The organism is Chryseobacterium sp. GM_Chr_2, assembly GCF_026540445.1.
Lineage (GTDB): Bacteria > Bacteroidota > Bacteroidia > Flavobacteriales > Weeksellaceae > Chryseobacterium.
This window is the reverse complement of record NZ_JALNUD010000009.1, coordinates 1-18741: the sequence shown is the minus strand read 5'-3', so window position 1 is coordinate 18741 and position 18741 is coordinate 1. Positions and strand designations below refer to the sequence as shown.

6 protein-coding genes are annotated in these 18741 nt (G+C 37.7%); 3 read left to right on the top strand and 3 right to left on the bottom strand.

Annotation, left to right across the window (positions count from 1 at the left end):
- Positions 1 to 4: 4 nt before the first annotated feature.
- Both OXQ85_RS14050 and OXQ85_RS14045 read right to left on the bottom strand, forming a co-directional pair.
- Positions 5 to 7003 (bottom strand): type I polyketide synthase, encoded by a 6999-nt coding sequence (locus tag OXQ85_RS14050; RefSeq protein WP_267405309.1) that lies wholly within the window; start codon positions 7001 to 7003, stop codon positions 5 to 7.
- Between the two features lie 554 nt (positions 7004 to 7557).
- Positions 7558 to 8943, bottom strand: coding sequence for a response regulator transcription factor (locus OXQ85_RS14045; RefSeq protein WP_267405308.1), 1386 nt, complete (start codon positions 8941 to 8943; stop codon positions 7558 to 7560).
- Positions 8944 to 9735: 792 nt separating this feature from the next.
- Here OXQ85_RS14045 and OXQ85_RS14040 point away from each other — a divergent pair.
- From OXQ85_RS14040 to OXQ85_RS14030, 3 genes are all read left to right on the top strand, one after another.
- Complete coding sequence (locus OXQ85_RS14040; RefSeq protein ID WP_267405307.1) at positions 9736 to 10323, top strand: hypothetical protein; 588 nt, start codon at positions 9736 to 9738, stop codon at positions 10321 to 10323.
- 87 nt (positions 10324 to 10410) lie between these two features.
- Entirely contained in the window at positions 10411 to 17160 is a 6750-nt protein-coding gene (locus OXQ85_RS14035; protein ID WP_267405306.1) for a hypothetical protein, read from the top strand.
- 66 nt (positions 17161 to 17226) lie between these two features.
- Positions 17227 to 17748: a hypothetical protein gene (locus tag OXQ85_RS14030; RefSeq protein WP_267405305.1), complete on the top strand. Its 522-nt coding sequence runs from the start codon at positions 17227 to 17229 to the stop codon at positions 17746 to 17748.
- Between the two features lie 446 nt (positions 17749 to 18194).
- Here the strand turns inward: OXQ85_RS14030 and OXQ85_RS14025 are convergent.
- Positions 18195 to 18741: alpha/beta hydrolase (locus tag OXQ85_RS14025; RefSeq protein WP_267405304.1), on the bottom strand; the 547-nt coding region annotated here is incomplete at its 5' end.

Sequence of the window (18741 nt, the reverse complement as noted above, 5' to 3'; positions counted from 1 at the left end):
GAGATTACCAGTTACTTCCAGACATGATTAATACCTGACTTTCAGTTCCGTATTTTATTTCATTAAGGAAAATTTCCTTCCCTTGATCCAATGGAATTAGAGAAATTCCTCTTCTTTCGTATTCTGTTTCAAGGGTTGGAGAAACCATTCCGGCCCCTTTCCAAGGCCCCCAGTTGATGGAGATTACTTTCCCTTTTAATTTTTTATTTAAAGCATTTGCATAGTCATCCAAAACAGAGTTTGCGGCTGCGTAGTCGGTTTGACCTTTGTTTCCATACACCGAAGCGATGCTTGAAAACAATACGACAAACTGACAATCAGTACGAAGCTGTTCCGCCAATACACGAAGCGGTTTCACTTTCGTATCAAAAACACGCCCGAAAGAGCTTGTTGTTTTTTGTTTGAACAATTTATCTTCCAACAATCCGGCACCGTGAATAACACCATCTAAACGGTTGTATTTTTCGTAAATGCTATTGATTAATTCAGACAAACCATTTTCATCACAAAGGTCTAATGACTGGTAAACAATTGTATTTCCCAATTGCTCCATATCACGGATGGTGCGTAGAATCTGGTTATTTTTGAAAACTTTTATTGTTTCTTTTTCGATTTCAGAGGGCGAAGTGAATGTTCCGGATTTGATAAGATAGGCTCTTATTTCTTCCTTGGTTTTCATGACTTCTAATTCTCTATTTGTTGCCTGATTTCTCGGATCAGCAGATCTTCCTACTAAAATATACGTACAAGGATAAGCCTGTGACATATGTTTTGCGAGTTCGGAAGTAATTCCCTGTGCGCCTCCAAGAACCAAAACAACAGAATCTTTATCGAGTTGAATTTGTGCTTCGCTTAGACCAGTTGACAACGGTGATGGAATAATATCCACTTTATGCCTTTGATCATTTTTGTAAATCACTTCTGAAGGTTTATCGGTTGATAAAATTTCTTTTAACGCAATTTCTGCGATCTGATTGATTTGTTGAGGTGAAGTCAGGCTAATCAATCTGCAATTGGTCTGTTCAAATTCACGGGCAAGGCTTTTAAAAAGTCCGGGATGTCCTTTGTAATGGCGCAAAAGGGTAGTGTCCGTCAATTCCTGAACGTGAGCCGGAATATCTGAAATCAGATAAATCCATTTTGCTTTGTCAAGATCCATTTTTTTGATTAAATCAACATGATCGATGATGTTGTGATTTGCGGAAGATGAGAATAAATCAAGGATAATTAATCCGTCAAAATCTGTTAAATCTTGAACAGAATCAATTAATTCTGCAATAGCGCCATGTTTTTCAAGCTCATTTTTAATTGCTAACGTCTGATTGCTGTCATTTTGAGTGATGGCAAAACGTTTTCCTTGAAGGATTTCTGTGTTTTCACTTAAAGAAATATCAGTCGGAGTCAAATCAAAACGAAGACGTGATAATGCACTTTGTTCTGGTTCAGAAGGAGCGTTTCCGCTCATTTCATGAATCCAAGAAGCCAATCCGTTCAATGTTTTGATCGCGGCTAATTTTTCCATTAAATCATCCGCTTGTTCCATATCTCCACCGAAGCCGATTTTAGTTTTCAGATCACCGATAATTTCCATACGTTTGATGGAATCGATGCTTAAATCTGCCTCTAAATCAAGGTCTAAGCCTAACATTTCTTTAGGATAGCCCGTTTTGTCGCTTACAATATTTAAAATAGCCGTCTGAAGTTCTTCAAGAGAAAATCCAGTCTGAACTTGAGAGGTTAAAGCCTGAGTTTCTTTAACTCCAACTTTTTCTGTTGTATTTGAAGCGCCTGAATATTCTGTTAACCAAGAAACTAAGCCATTTAAGGTTTTAATTCCTGCTAATTGTTCCATAATAGTATCTTCATTCGCTGTGTTTGAAGAGAAAGAACCCAGTTCAGCTTTCAGCGTACCAATAATTTCAACTCTTTTAATGGAATCGATGCTTAAATCTGCTTCCAAATCCATTTCCATACCCAACATTTCGTGAGGATAACCCGTTTTATCGCTTACAACTTGCAGCAATAATGTTTTAATATCCTTTATTGGAGCATGTTTTACAGGAACAACAGTTGTTGCTTGAGTACCGTTATTCGTTGATGTAGAAACCACTTGCACAGGAATATTCTGAACCGGAACATTTTGAATAGGAGATTGATAAACAGGAGCTTGGTGAACCTGTGGATTCTGTCCTAAGAAGGAAAGCATCACGTCACGTTGCGCCTGAATCATCATTTTCATGCTGTTTAAATATTCCTGCAACATACGTTCTGCATTCGTCTGATTTTCAGCGACAGGAGTTTGAGTATTTTGAGTAAAATTGTTCATTTGAAGTGGATTTATGATTGGTAATGCACCATTAGCAGGAAGTGAACCTGTCGTTGGATGAGCTGCTTGTCCGTTCACGCGCCAGATGGCTGGACTTTTCTTGTACAATTCGGGCTGATCGATTTGAATGGATTTCGCATTTCGGCCGTCAAAAAGTTTAGCAATGTTAAAGCTTCGACCTGTTCCCAAATATTGAGCAAGTGTTGAAAGTAGATGCGTTAATTTGTTGGTATTATTATCTTCCACAAACAACGTTAATTGGTCTTTTTCAAGGCAAGATTTCGTTAATCCGGTTAATACTTTTCCGGGACCAACCTCGATGAAAATTCTTGCACCGTCATTGTACATCGCCTGAAGTTCTTCCACGAATCTTACAGGCTGCACCAAATGGTCTGTTAATCTTTCTTTGATTTCTGAAGCATTTGTCGGATAGATTTCTGCTGTTGTGTTCGACCAAACCGGAATCTGCATCTCGTTGAAAGGAACGTTTTCTAAAACGGTTTGATATAAACCTTTAGATTTTGCCAACAACGGACTGTGGAATGCGCAGGCAACTTCCAGCTTTTTCGCTGAAATTCTTTCTTGTTTTAATACTTCCATTAATTTGTTGATCGCTTCTGTACTTCCCGCCACCACACATTGAGTTGGAGCGTTATAATTTACCGGATAACAACCTTCAACCTGTGCTAAAATTGGCTGTAAGTTTTCTTTCGTTGCGCTTACCGCAATCATAGAGCCTGGATCGCCGCCTTCAACAGAATTTAAAATAGACTGTGCTCTTTTGATACTTAAATCAACCAATTTTTCTTCCTCAAAGACGCCTGCGAAGCACAATGCCGGTAATTCTCCGTAGCTGTGTCCAGCCAACATGTCGGGAACGATTCCGATGGATTGTAAGAATTTAGCCAAAGCCAAATCAACGATTCCTAAAAGCGGTTGCGCTAAACGGGTATCTTTTATCGTTTCTTTTTGCTGTTTTAAATCAACTTCATTAAATGTTTTTGAGGGGAAAATTACTTTTTGCAATTCAGGATAAGAGTCGATTAATTTTCGCATTTCAGGGAAGGCAACGAATAAATCACGAGCCATATTAATGCGCTGACTGCCTTGTCCAGGGAATAAAAATGCTACTTTTCCTTCTTTTTTATTAACGGTGAATGTGTCTTTGCTTTCAATTCCTGATAAAGCCAGTTCAATATTCATCATCAAATGTTCGGCTGTATCAGCAACGATGCTTAATTGCACTTGTTTTTCTGAACCAGTGGCCAAACTATAAGCAATATCTTTTAAAGCAATACTGTCATTAACTTCAAGTAAAGATTTAATTTGATTTAATTGAATTTTAGCCTCATCATACGTGTCTCCACGGAACACAAATAATTCCGAAGGCCAAGACTGCAATACCGCAGAATTGTCTTCTTTAGGGTGATTGGCGATAACCGTGTGGAAATTCGTTCCACCAAAACCAAACGCACTGATTCCCGCATAACGGTTTTTATCAGCCCAAATTCCAGTTTCTGCATTGAAAGCGAACGGACTTGTTATTGAGTTGTAATACGCATTCGGTTGTTGAAGATGAATGGTCGGAGGTTTTACTCCATGATAAACTGCCAATGAAGCCTTAATTAAACCAGCCAAACCAGCTGCACATTTTGTATGTCCGATCTGCGTTTTAACCGAACCTAAATGCGTCTGTCCAGGCAAAGCTCCCGAACGGCTGAATAAATTAGTCAAAGCGCTCAATTCCGTTTTATCACCAACCACAGTTCCTGTTCCGTGTGCTTCAACCAATCCAACTGATGCAGAACTGATTCCGGCTTGAGTGTAGGCTCTTTCCAACGCACGAACCTGTCCGATTTTTCTCGGAGCGGTCAATCCAAGAGCTTTTCCATCACTTGAACCGCCAACACCTTTTATTACTGAATAAATTCTGTCGCAGTCTTTTACAGCGTCTTCATATCTTTTTAAAACTAAAATGGCCACACCTTCACCCAAAGCAATTCCGTCTGCTTCGCTGTCGAAAGTTGCACATCTTCCTTTTCTGGAAAGGGCGTGTGTGCTGGAAAACATCAGATAATCGTTGATTCCGTTGTGTAAATCTGCACCACCTGCTAAAACCATATCTGATTTGCCTAAAACCAATTCCTGACAAGCTAAATCAATTGCTGCCAAAGAAGAAGCACAAGCTGCATCTACGGTATAATTTCTTCCGCCTAAATCTAAACGGTTGGTAATTCTTCCGGCAATTACATTCGCTAAAATTCCAGGGAAAGAATCTTCTGTCGTGTGAGGGAAGGCTTCCTTGACTTCTTCATGAAGTTCACCGAAAACTTGCTTGTAAAATCCTCTGAAACTGTAGCTGTTGGCTAAATCATTACCGCCTTCAGCACCGATGATGACAGAAATATTTTCTCTGTTGGTATGTTTTTCACCATAACCGGCATCGTCCATCGCACGTTTTGCAACCAATAAAGTCAATAATTGAGTTGGTTCGATGGCTGCCAAAGATTGTGGCGGAATTCCGAAGGCTAATGGATCGAAATCGATTTTAGGAATAAATCCGCCCCATTTTGAATGGGAAACATCGGCTTCGTTGGAATCAGGATGATAGTATAATTCTTTGTTCCATCTTTCGTCGGGAACTTCGGTTACGCTGTCTTTTCCAAGAACGATATTTCTCCAGTATTCCTCTAAATTTTTAGCATCAGGGAAAATACATTCCATTCCGATAATAGCAATGTCTAAAGGTTTTTCTACGGAAATCGGTTCTTCTGAAAGTTCAGCTTCCTGAATATATTTTTGATTATTAATACTTACATTTTCGTGTAATTCGTCCAAAGAAATTACTTTGTTTTGCATTGTCGCCACCTGACCAATCATGTACATTCCCAAATCCAGTTGATCTTCTTTAGGAATATTGACTAATTGATCTCCTTGACGTTCGACACCTTTTGCTGCAATTCTTAATCGCCCAACATTTAATTTTTCAAGCTGTTCCCAAACTTCTTTTTTGTCGGTTCCGGCAGCAATTAATTTAGATTTTTCTTCATTAAAATATTTAGCAAAAGACGTATCTAAACAACGTGTTTCGTGTCCCGGAGCGGTTTCCAATAAAACCGTTTCTTTAGCCTGTAACGCCTGTAATTGGAATTCCTCTTGAATCGCACCACAAGAAACGGCTTCCTGAGTATAAAGATAAGCAGTACCGATTAACACTCCGACTTTCACACCTCTTGCAGCCAACGGAGCCGCCATAATAGAAACAAAAGCGGTTGAGAAATCATTGTGAATTCCACCTGCAAAAAATACGCTGATGTTTTCGGGATGATCTTCTTTTAAAATTCTTTCAATTTGTTTTTCCCAAAGAACCGTGCTTGAAAGCGGACCAACGTGACCGCCACATTCACGACCTTCGAAGATGAAATTCGTAGCATCTTCTTTTAAGAAAATATCTAAAAGGGCAGGAGAGGGAACGTGTAAAAAGGTTTTAATTCCTGCTTTTTCAAAAACTTTTGCCTGAGCCGGTCTTCCTCCCGCGATTAACACAACAGGCGGTTTTGCTTCTAAAATATAAGACGTTTGCTCGTCTCTCAATTCCTGTGGAGCAAATCCTAAAATTCCGACACCCCAGGTTTTTTCTCCAGCTAAATTTTTAGTGTCAAATACTAAAGATTTTGCGGCACTACCTTTTAATAAAGATAAAGCTATGAATGGTAAAGCTCCCGCTTCCGCAACCGCATTGGCAAATGCCGGAACGTCACTCACACGAGTCATCGGACCTTGTGCAATGGGATATTTTAGGTTTAAATCTTTCGCTAAAATATTTTCTTTATCGATAATTTGAAGTGTTTTTGCCTGTTTCAAATGACCGTACATGGCTTCTTTAAATCCGAAAACTAATTTTTTCAAATTTTTAAAGTCTTCATATAGATCGATGGCTAAAGAAATGTCCTGTCCCATAGGAATATAACTTTTGCTTACATCAAGATCTGTGAAATATGCTGTCAATTCTTCGGCAGTTACATTTTCAGGGAGAGAAGGAGAGTTGGGTCTTACCAATACACGATGATTGGCGATGATTTTTGTTTCTGTACCGTTTAATTTAGAAGATAAATCTTTAATCTCTTTCGGAACAGAAGTTTCTGGGAGTAAAGCTAATTGGCTATCCAAAACAATACCCGCAGCTCCAAGAGATTTAGCAGCAGCAGCAGTGTGAAGCCCGATTCCTCCCTGCACCCAAACAGGGATGGATTTTATTTCTTTAATCACGCGCTGGAAAAGTACAAACGTAGATTCGTATCCTACCAATCCTCCGGCTTCATTTCCTTTGATGATGATTCCTTTGGCGCCGGATTGCTCGGCTTTTTTGGCATCATCCAAATTATTTACCTGATAAATTATGGCAAGGTTTTTGTTGCTCTTCAGGAAAATTCCAAAAGGAAGAATCGCAATTTCTGCCTTTTCAGGAATTTGAATTGAACATAGTTTTTCGTTACTCAAATATATCCCGTACGCAGGGATGTCTTTTTGTTCTAATTGATTGATTGCTTCTTGGGCAGTTTCTTCATCATGTCCTAAGCTTAAGACAGGAAAAGCGCCTGCCTTGTGTAATTGAAGCGTAAGATTAACATCCGGTTTTTCAAAAGGTGTTAATCCAAAAATGGTCAAGTTTTTCATTACATTTGATATTGAAATGTTAGTAATCAGATTAAACAACAAATCATGGAACTTCGCTATGAAGACCAGTCGTTCGTTTGATAGAATAAAATTAATTATTTAACATTGTTTAAAACCATAAATGAAATTTCATAATAATTATTTAATAAATATCATTTATTGTTAAAATAATGTTAAAGCGGTTTGCTTGTATTTTATTCTTTTAAAAAAGCGGGTACAATCTTGTAATTACAATTATAATGGTTTATAATTGAGTAATGTTGAGCAAATATATAAATAAAAATAAAATACTTCAATAATAAGAGATTTATTTTTCAATATTACAAAAATATAATATTTCAATAACAAAGGATAAATTTTATAAATCAAACATTATCAGGGTGATAAAAAATATTAACAGATTTTAAGACTTAAAATAAAATTTTTAATTTTAAATCAATGTGAAGTGAGGTATGATTTTTGCTTTTATATTTCACCGTATCGTTGAGATAAAAATGCCCGTAAATCTAAGAATTTACGGGCATTTTTTAATATAATTTTAATCTAAAAAATCCTTAATTGTTGTTTTTTAGATTTTCGATGAAATAAGAAGGGGTAATCTCTGTTTCTTTTTTGAATGCCAAAGCAAAAACCTGAGGAGAAGCGTATCCACATTCTTCGGCAAGATAACTCACTTTGTATTCTCTGTACACCGGATTTTCATATAATTTTCTAATGATATAATCTATTCGTAATTTATTGATATAACCATTGAAGTTATTGTTTTTATGGGCTTTGATGATAGGGGAAAGGTATTTGGGATTTACATTCAGATAATTGGCAAACCAAGTGAGGGTAATATCTTTTTTCAGGAATTTTTCAGAAGCTTCAAATTTTTCCATTTTTGCAAGAACCGATTTTATAGTTTCTTCTGAAATCTTGAGGGAAGTTTTGGGTTCTGTTTCATTGCTGATTTCCTCTACAACAATTTGTTGCAGATGGGTTTTATCATTAAGTTTTTCAATAAGATGGTGATAACTGTTTTTTAATTTTTTATTTTTATCTTTCCAATAAAGCCATATTCCCAAAGTGATGATTAAGATAAAACTGCCGATCCAAAAAAAAATGTTTTTGAGGTTAGAATTATGCTCATTATCTTTTTCTTTTTTTGCTTTTGTAATCAGCTGGTCTACTTCTTTTCCTACTTCCTTTTTAGCAACCTGATTAAGACTGTCGAGCAATTTCGCGTACATCAGGGTATATTTTGCCTGCTCTTTCGAGTTTTTTAATTCTTCATTAGAATCCGCTAAAAGTTGAAAGCCGTATAATCTGTGAACGGGATTTTTATTGATTTTTTCTCTTGCAATCACCTCATTAGCCATTTCTATACACTTCTGAAATTCTTTTTTTTCAAGATAAAAACGCCCTACACCTTTTAAAATTTCCATGGCAGATTTTTCAAAAATTTCAGGATGTGTCGTTCTGTAGGCGTATGCTCCCATATAATAGGGCTCAGCAAGATCTAAACGCATTGGCTGCACAACACCTACATAATAATTGCCAATATTTATATTATTTTGAACAATTAAACTATGCTTTTTTATTTTTGTTTTAGGATTAACTTCGCTTAACTGATCGATTTCTTTACGCTGCTTTTTCAGATTGCTGATCAAAGAATCGGGTGATTTGTAATCGTAATATAGGGCTATTCTACTGTAACAATTTGCTAGTTTCAGATGTCTTTGATCGGGATCTTTTATCAGTTTTGAATATTCTATAGCATCATGAAGGTTTTGCAAGGCTTCTTTTTCTAATCCCATCTCTTTGTTTACAATCGATTTATCGATATTAAGAACTGCTAAATGCACATTATCTGTAGGATCTAAGGCTTCAATTTCCTTTATCGTTTCGAGTATTTTTTTGTAATCAGCATTGGTAGCATAAGCGAAAAGTAATTTCATCTTCCCATCGATGATTCCTTTTTTATAATTGATTTCTGTTGAAGCTTTAATAATTTGTTCCAGCTTTTTTATATCATCCTCGGATGTGCTTTTGTCGCCGAATTGAGCAAGTTGCTGATCTATATTTTTTGGAGAAATGGATTGTTTTGAGCATAAAAAAAATGAAGTGAAAAGAAAAGAAAAAACAGGTAAAGATTTTGCTTCATAAGAGTTAAAGTTTTTTTAAGAATTTTTAAGTTTTTAAGAAATTTTGTTCAATGTTAAAATTATTACTAATTCTTCTTGAAAGAAGCTATTGATCATATCTCCAACCGAAGAATTATAATACCACAAAAATACATTTCTTTATAATTTGTTTACCATTTTTATAATAATTATTTCTTACAATTATTCATTTCTAATATTAATTAATGGATTGATAATCAGTTGTGCTTTTTTGTAAAACTTTAAACTTGAAATTTTCTTCAAAAGCATAAAAATATAAAGAATAATTACCCTAAATCATTCACTGAAATCTTTGTAAGTATCACTGATTGTTGATATTATTGCGGGACTTTTAGTGTAATTTGAAATCAAACAAAGTGAAAAATTGTTATTGATTTAATATTTATCAGTTTAAAATTTAAAGTTGGATTTTGCTGTTGATATCTTTCTAAAGCCGACAAGTTTTTTTATTTAAATAAAGACAATATCCTTGAAATTCATCTTTAATTAGTTGTGTTTTTGTGAGTTTTTCAAGCCAGATATTGTCGTATCATCAAGTTGTACGATTCTAAGACACACAGAAAAAAAATGGAAGCACATTTGTATGAGGAGTGGAAAGAAAAATCTTCCCTGGCCCTGAAGGGAAGGTTTTTTCTTATTCTTTTGTTGCTGTTTTCCTGCTTTCAGTCTTTGCACGGAGCTAATGGCAATCCTCCCTCGGAAAGCAATCCAGAAAGAATATCAGATGAAAAGCCTGAACAAAAATCTGTTAAAATCTATGTAACAGGCGGTGCTGAAATTTCCTTTGCTGAGAATGCAATTGTTTCTCCGATTGTTATCATCAAAGATCATCCTCAAAAACAAATTCTTCGGGTAAAACAAAAAAGACTTAAGAAGAAAATTAAGAGAAAACAAGAGAAAGTAGTTCAGACTGTTGCTAAACCTTCAAAAATATTTTTATACGAAAATCAAAACAGAAGCCAGCTAGATACTGTAAATGAAAGTTTAGGAAAAGGAATTATTACTTCTCATCAAACAATTGTATTTGCTATTATCAGATTTTTCCTGTTACATTTTATTCTCTTTTCAACTTTATATTTAATTTTTTACGATAACGAAAATATTCTTTTCAGAAGAATTTTAGGACGAAATTTCCAACGTCCTCCGCCATTTTAGCTTTAGTTTAAATCTTTTGGATTTTGATAAATCAGACACAGCTTTTAGAAGCAAAAAAGTAAAATAAATAATAAACTAATAACTAAAATGAGAAAATTATTACCTCTCTTACTCGCTTTTACCACGCCTCTGATGGTATTTGGGCAGTCTCCGGGTGGAGTTGTCCCTGCGGCTTGGTACAAGGCAGATACTTCGGGCTCATTGTTTTCAGATGCAGGAGTTACCAATTCTGCGAATAATACTACGGTATATCAATGGAATGATGTTCAAGGGAAAGGTTTTAACCTTTTGCAAACCAATGCCGGGTTGCGCCCTACTTTTTCTAACAGTACAACACTCGCTAATTTTAATCCAACAGTTACATTTCAAAGTAAATGGATGGAGTTTCAGCCAGGAACAGGTATCAATATTATAGATCGTGTAAACGGAACTTTGTTTACAGCAGGATATATTAATACATTAACGGGATGTGGTATTTTCGGATTTGATTCTACGATGGATTATCCGGGACTACATACCTCTAATAATGGTTTGTATAATTTGCTTTTCTTCACGGGAGGGCCTGGCTATGTGGGATTAAGCAGTAATACTTTTCAGGATAATCATTACTTTACCGCAGGAAGCAGCTGGCAAAACGGAGCCGGAACAAATGCTTCCTATGCTGCGGCTACCGTATCTCTTAATGGAAACCGGACAGATTATTCTGGAAGTCAGCTTCAAAATGCAATTCAGGACGTGAATGCAAGAGATATTCGGGTAGGAGGAGATACCAATTGGGGATCTATAAACGGGCAAATAAACGAAATGCTTATTTTCGAAGATCGACTTACGGTTGATGAAATGGATAGGGTAGAGTCTTGTTTATCAATTAAATACGGAACCACCTATGCTCAGGGAACCAGAGATTATAAAAATTCTGCCAGTGCTGTCGTTTGGGCTTCTGCTACGAATGCCACATACAATAAAAATATTGCAGGTATTGCCAGAGATGCTACAGGTTTGAACCAAAAACAATCATGGAGCGTAAATCCGGGTAGACAATTACTAATCGGAACCACGGGTTTAGCCAATACAAATGCAGCGAACTCAACAGCTCTTACAGCAGGGCAATATCTTATCTGGGGAGATAATGGTTTGGCTAAAACCTCCACTGTTCCTATTTCGGGGATTTCTGGAGTTAACTACCGTTTTGCATCAATTTGGAAAGCTCAGAATACAGGAAGTGTAGGCACGGTGCGTATTGCATGGCCAGCCACTCTGAAAAATCTTAAGCTTGTTCAAAGTTCTGATGCTACATTTGACGGTACCGATACAGTAACCGACATGAGTGCCAATACTCAAACCATAAACGGAGTGACTTATAATTATGCTGATGTAACTATTGCTAATGGACAATATTTCACTTTAGCATCTTATGTTCAGGCTCCGGGAGGGGTTGTGAACGGATTGACGCAATGGTATAAAGCAGATGCAGCAGCTGTAAATACAGGAGACGGAACAGATGTTACAGCATGGACGGATCAGATATCGGCTACCGTTTCTTCACAGATTTCAACTGCACCGCTGCCTAAGTATAAAACCGGAGCTATTAATTATTTTAATTTCAATCCGGGGGTTAATTTTACGGCTATTCAGCAGATGATAGGAAATATTTCCGATCCTACATTGAATAGTATTAATTATGACATCATTACCCTTACCAAAGAAGGGATGACGGGAACCCGCTTCTTTAATATCGGGATGAATAATACGACATTTAACGGTGCTAATTGGGATCAGCCGGGGCTTTATGCAGACGGAACCATCGGTTTCAGAAATAATGCCGGCAGCGGAACTGTGTATGCGGCTAATCCGGGGTCTATTGCTTTTGATGCCAATATTCCGAGTATTATGTATCAAACATTTACAGATACTACTTTAAGCAAAGGGGTAAATGGTAATGCCAACGGTACTACGGCTACTCACAGTGCGATCGGTTTAGTGACAGGAGGACATATTTTCGGAGCAAATGGCGGAGTGAACCCTCCAGGAGGAGACGATTGGGGATTTGTAGGAAATATCGGTGAAGTAGCAGTGTACGGCAGCGGAAATGTAACACCAGCTGAAAGACGAAGAATTGATTCTTATTTAGCCATAAAATATGGAATTACATTAGGAAGAACTTCCACGGACAATTATGTTTCGGCAGGAAGCGCAGTGATTTGGGATGGAGCAACTAACAGTGCTTACAATAATAATATTGCAGGGATTGCAAAAGATGATGCATCGGCGCTTGATCAAAAACAATCTATAAGCGTAAATGCAGGAAAGCAGCTTATTATTTCGACGACAGGTTTTGCGGTAAATAATGCCGCGAATACAAGTTCTCTTTCAGACGGCCAATATCTGATCTGGGGAGATAATGGTCTGCAAAAAACTCCTACCGTTGCAATTGCCGGAATTTCCGGAATTAATTATCGGTTTGCCTCAATTTGGAAAGCTCAAAACACAGGAAATGTAGGAACAGTAAGAGTTACATGGCCTGCCGGATTGACCAATTTAAGGCTAATCCAAAGTAGTGATGCTGTATTTGATAGCGGAGATACGGTAACAAATATGGCGAATAATACCCAAACTGTAAATGGAGTAACCTACAATTATGCAGATGTAACATTGGCGAATGGTCAATACTTTACTTTTGCAGCTTTTGTGCAAGCTCCAGGTGGGGTAGTTGGTGATTTGAGAGTATGGCTGAAACCTGATAACGGATTTTCACCCTCCGTTTGGCAGGATAAATCAATCAATGCCAATGATTATACACAAACCAATGCTGCCAGACAACCTTTCGTAGCTACTGCGATGTATAATTTTAATCCGGTTGTAGATTTTGGGGGTTCGGCATCTGCGGATGGTCGATTTATGGCATTTCCTTCCGGCGGACCTTTTACAGCGAACGGACTGAGTGCTACATTTTTCTCAACTACTTTAACGAGAACAGGGGGAACAAGCGGCTACAGAGATATTTGGGGCTTTGGCGGAACGACGGCTACAGCAAGCTTAACCAATGCAAATTCACCTACAGTAACCAAACTTAACAATGATATTGTATTGTATGATTCTACAACATCTGCATTTTCAGGACAATATCCCGATAATCAGTTCTTGTTAACAGATGCATCTTATACAGTAGGAGTAGCTGGAATAAAATATGGACTTAATGGTGCAACCGCAAATACAACTCAGACAAGAACAGCAGGGAATTCCCTTCAGGCCAACGGAAGTATTCTGGGTTCTCAGCCGGAAGTAATGAACGGAATGATGGGAGATATGATTGCTTATGAAAGAGATCTTACTGTTGCAGAGAAGATTAAAGTAAGAACATACAGCAGCGTAAAGTACGGAATTACCTTGCCGCATGATTATGTATCGTCTTCTAATCAAACAGTTTGGGATAATACGGCAAATTCCGCATATAATAAAAATATTTTTGGTATTGCTAATGATTTTACTTCATCGCTATATCAGAAGCAGTCAGTAAGTATTAATGATGGGCAAAAGTTGGTGATAGGAGCCGGGGGAGCTTTAGCTAATACAAATACCGCTAATACGAATACGCTGACAGATGGCCAGTTCCTGATCGTTGGAGACAATGGTTTAAAACAAAAACCAATGGTGGCAATCAGTGGGGTAAACGGAGTTAATTACCGTTTCGAATCTGTTTGGAAAGCTCAGAATACAGGAAGTGTTGGGACTGTGCGTATTGCGTGGCCGGTTGGTTTATCAGCATTAAGGTTGATTCAAAGTTCGGATACTACTTTTGATGGTACCGACACCGTGACGAATATGAGTACAAATACTCAAATAATCAATGGAGTAACTTACAATTATGCAGATGTAACATTGGCTAATGGTCAGTATTTCACTTTTGCAGCGTTTGTTCATGCGCCTGGTGGGGTGTTCTCTTCTCTTTGGTACAGAGCAGACAAAGGATTGGCTCCGTTGGCTGGTGCGGTTACAACTTGGACAGATTACTCTTCTGGTCAGGTTCCGGTTTCGCCTGTATTGTCAGGTGCTACATCGGCTCCTTCTTCAGTTGATGGAATTGGGCTCAACTTTAACTTTAATCCTGCGATAACATTTGCTGCGGCCAATGCGTTAGGAAATACTAGTGTATTGAATCCTACAACAGGAGGAAATTATACGGTTTATACCAGTACAACAGCGGCTACAGGAGACAGAATTGTGGGATTAGGATATTCTAATTTAACAGGAGGATCAAACTACGACAGCCCGGGAATAGGAGCAGATGTCGTAGGTTTGAGAAATGCTGCAGGAAACATTATGATGTCTTATTCCGCAGCAACAGGTTATAAATACACCCAATTTACAAACACCACAATTGCAAGAAATATATTTACCACCACCAATTTTTCAAGAGCATTAAATGGAGATGTTGCCGGAGCGGGTTCTACCTACACAAGCACAACTACGGGGCCTGATGGAGGCATTATTTTTGGTAGAAATGCCAATAACGGTGGCGACGATGGCGGTTCTGGCGTTACAATGTCTGAAACCATTGTTTTTGATGGAGTACTTTCCGCCAATGATGTGAATAGAATTGATTCTTATTTGGCGATAAAAGGAGGTATTACTTTAAATACAATCAACACGCCGAATTATCTGAGCAGCAGCTCAGCAAATGTTTGGAACGGTTCTGCGAATACAGGTTACAACAATAATATCTTCGGTATTGCGAATGATTTCCTGTCTGCTTTAGATCAAAAACAATCCAAAAGTATAAATGTTGGTCAGAGATTAATTATCGGGGCAGGCGGAGCATTGGCAAATACAAATGCTTTAAACACAAATACTCTAACAGACGGGCAGTTCCTGATGGTTGGAGATAATGGTTTAAGACAAAATCTATCCGTTCCTTTAAGTGGAATTACAGGCGTTAATTATCGTTTTGAATCTATCTGGAAAGCGCAAAACACAGGCACTGTCGGAACAGTACGTATTGCGTGGCCGGTTGGTTTAACAGCGATGAAATTAATTCAAAGTAGCGATGCAACATTCGATGGAAACGATACGGCAACAGATATGTCTGTCAATACACAAACGATAAATGGTGTTACCTATCATTATGCAGATGTAACGATAGCGAATGGACAGTATTTTACATTTGCAGCTTTTGCACATGCGCCGGGAGGTGTTGTGAATGGTTTGAGCCAATGGTACAGAGCAGATATTGATGCTTCGAATACAGGAAACGGTACTGATGTTACTTCCTGGAAAGATTATTTTGGAGGTACAATTTCCGGGCAGATTGCAGGAAAAGTTTTACCTAAATATAAAATAGGAGATGCTACATCATTCAACTTTAATCCGGGGATTAGTTTTACAACTATTACTCAGACTTTAGGTAATAATACCATACAGACTATATCAAATACCAATGTAGATGTTTTCACATTTACAAAAGAAGGTATGACTTCTTCCGGAAGCCCAAATCCGCATTTCTTCAGTATTACAGAAGATAATTCTGTAACGAATATTGACGCTTGGGATTATTTGGGATTATATCCGAATGCCAATATTGAAAGAAGGGTCGTGGGTGGCGGAACTCAGATTTTAGGTTCGGGAGTCAATTTTTCCACAACGATTCCTAGTATTATGTATAACACCTTTACCAATACCTCTTTTGCAAGAGGATTGAATGGTGCAGCCAACGGAACCACGGTTTCTACAGGCGCTGTAGGATTAGCGTTAGGAGGTCATGTCTTCGGAGACACCCGTTGGACAGGAAATACCAGCGACAACGGAGGTATCGTAGGAGATATTGGTGAAACCATTATTTATGGTGGCGGAAATATTACCGTTGCAGAAAGAAGAAAAGTAGATACTTATTTGGCTGTAAAATACGGTATTACCTTAGGTCGTGTTGCAACAGATAATTATGTTTCATCAGCAGATGCTACGATTTGGAATGGAGCTTTCAATACAACTTATAATAACAACGTATTCGGTTTGGCTAAAGACGATATTTCAGCTTTACACCAAAAAGTTTCTAAGAGTGCGAATTCGGGAACCATTCTTACGATGGCAACCAATAATGATTTTGTATCTCAGAATATTGATGTATCAAGAACGGCTTTATCGGGCGATCAGAAATATTTCTTAACAGGAGATAACAATATCACCGCAACTCCAATGAATGCAGCTAGCTTTATTACGGGCAATAATGCAAAGGTGATTCAAAGAAGTTGGCTTCTTCAAAGAACAGGAACGATCAACAGAGTGTATTTTCAGGCAGATCTATCCGCTTACGAAAGTCAGTTTTATCCCTCAAATCTGGTGTATATGGTAGTGGCAGATGATGCGAGCTTTGCTACAAATAGAGTTCTGGTTCAGGGAACCAAGGTTTCCGGGAAGTGGGAATTCAATTATAATTTCGATTCTGAAAACACAAAACGTTACATTACTTTTTCAACATTTGAAAATCCTTTAACTACAGCTTGCTATAAACCTGGAGCCATTGCCAGTGCAGGAAACCCTGCGCTTCCGGGTAAAATAGGAATTACTTCTTTAACCAGAACATCAGCGATGAGTGCTACAGATAATTTCCCTGCAATTCGCACCGGAGCATGGATGGTTTTGGAAGCTAAAACTAAAGGTTTTGTGGTGAATAGATTGGCATTCAATGCTTCCGGAAATCCTGTGGGAATCCCGCCTGCCAATTTTGTGGAAGGAATGGTACTGTATGACACCACCAACAAATGTCTGAAAATGTATACCTCACAAGATGGAGGAACTACTTTCGGATGGTATTGTATAACGACACAAACCTGCCCAGATTAAAAAATAATTCAGAGGTTGAGTTTTATTTCTGCTCAACCTCTTTTATCAAAATTTAAATGAATTATCATGAAAAAAATAATTATATCATTCATTGTTCCTGTTGCGATTTGCATACAAGCACAAATTGGAGTCAGCAGACCGGATGTGGCGAATGGTTCGGTATCTGTTCAGTTTAGTGATGCTGAAAACAGAGGTCTCGTACTTCCGTATGTTGTTGATAAAAGTGGAATTACACAAAACGGAACCCTCATTTACGATACCACAGATCATAAGGTGAAATATTTAAAAGACACCAATACGTGGTTTGATCTGAGTGTAGATGCAACAGGAACCGCCAATCTTGGCATTCAGGGAAATGATAAAACCGAGCAGCCGGGAGCAAAAATTGCCATCGGAACCACTGCAGGAACAGACACAACTCCCGGGATTCTTGTGTTGTCTGATGCCGACAAAGCAATGATTCTTCCCAAAGTCGCCAGTCCGCATCTGAATATCATTAATCCAAGTGCCGGAATGATGGTTTATGATACGACAAAACGCCAATTAGCCGTCTACAACGGAACAGTTTGGAGTTTTTGGAAACCTTAATCGGATTAATTATTAAAAGTAAAATCAACTGTATCTGGTTGATGTTTATTTAGTTTTCAACCTTGATGAAATTTTCATCAAGGTTTTTTTTGATTTACCATTAGCTTTATTTTTAAACTAGAAGATATTGCTGAATCTCTTTAAACTGTTTTTCTCCATATTGTCATCCAGTGGGGATCTAAGCGTAGTATTAGATATTCTAATCGAAAGATTCGAGCCGGGATGACAAATGTGGTGGAAATTATATATAGCGATAGCCCAAAACGAAGTTTGAAAATACAGCTTCATAGAATCAACTTGTTGATTTCTCTTTGCTCACTTGAATGTTTTACATTTAAATTAAAACTTTGCGTCAAAAAAATAAATTTAAGTGAATTAATAAAAACAAAAAGAGTGAATCCAAACAGATTCACTCTCTTTCCTCTTCATTAAAATCCAACGGTTTTTTAAGACTGGATAAACTCCAGAATATCTTTATTAATTGTTTCTGCTTCCGTAGTCGGCATTCCGTGAGGGAAACCAGGGTAGGTAATTAGCTTACCGTTTTTCAATAATTTAGCAGATTTTACCCCTGCATTTTCGTAAGGAACGATCTGGTCGTCTTCACCGTGAAGTACCAAAACAGGAATATCAACCGCTTTCAAATCTTCTCTGAAATCTGTTTCAGAAAATGCTTTAATTCCTTCATAATGAGCAACGATGCCACCCATCATTCCCTGTCTCCACCAGTTTCTCTGGATGCCTTCTTTTACATCAGCGCCTTCTCTGTTATATCCATAGAAAGGAACTGTAAGGTCAATATAAAACTGCTGTCTGTTGTTCAACGTCTGATCTCTGATATTGTCGAAAACTTCGATCGGAACTCCATCCGGATTGCTTTCGTTTTTCACCATAATTGGCGGAACTGCGCTTATTAAAACCGCCTTTTTAGCTCTTCCGTTAGCATATTTGTTTACATAACGAATAACTTCGCCACCACCTGTTGAATGACCT

Excerpts from the sequence above, each read along its gene's own strand:
- OXQ85_RS14035 (WP_267405306.1), top strand. The coding sequence starts at position 10,411 with ATGAGAAAATTATTACCTCTCTTACTCGCTTTTACCACGCCTCTGATG.
- OXQ85_RS14050 (WP_267405309.1), bottom strand. The coding sequence starts at position 7,003 with ATGAAAAACTTGACCATTTTTGGATTAACACCTTTTGAAAAACCGGAT.
- OXQ85_RS14045 (WP_267405308.1), bottom strand. The coding sequence starts at position 8,943 with ATGAAATTACTTTTCGCTTATGCTACCAATGCTGATTACAAAAAAATA.
- OXQ85_RS14040 (WP_267405307.1), top strand. The coding sequence starts at position 9,736 with ATGGAAGCACATTTGTATGAGGAGTGGAAAGAAAAATCTTCCCTGGCC.
- OXQ85_RS14030 (WP_267405305.1), top strand. The coding sequence starts at position 17,227 with ATGAAAAAAATAATTATATCATTCATTGTTCCTGTTGCGATTTGCATA.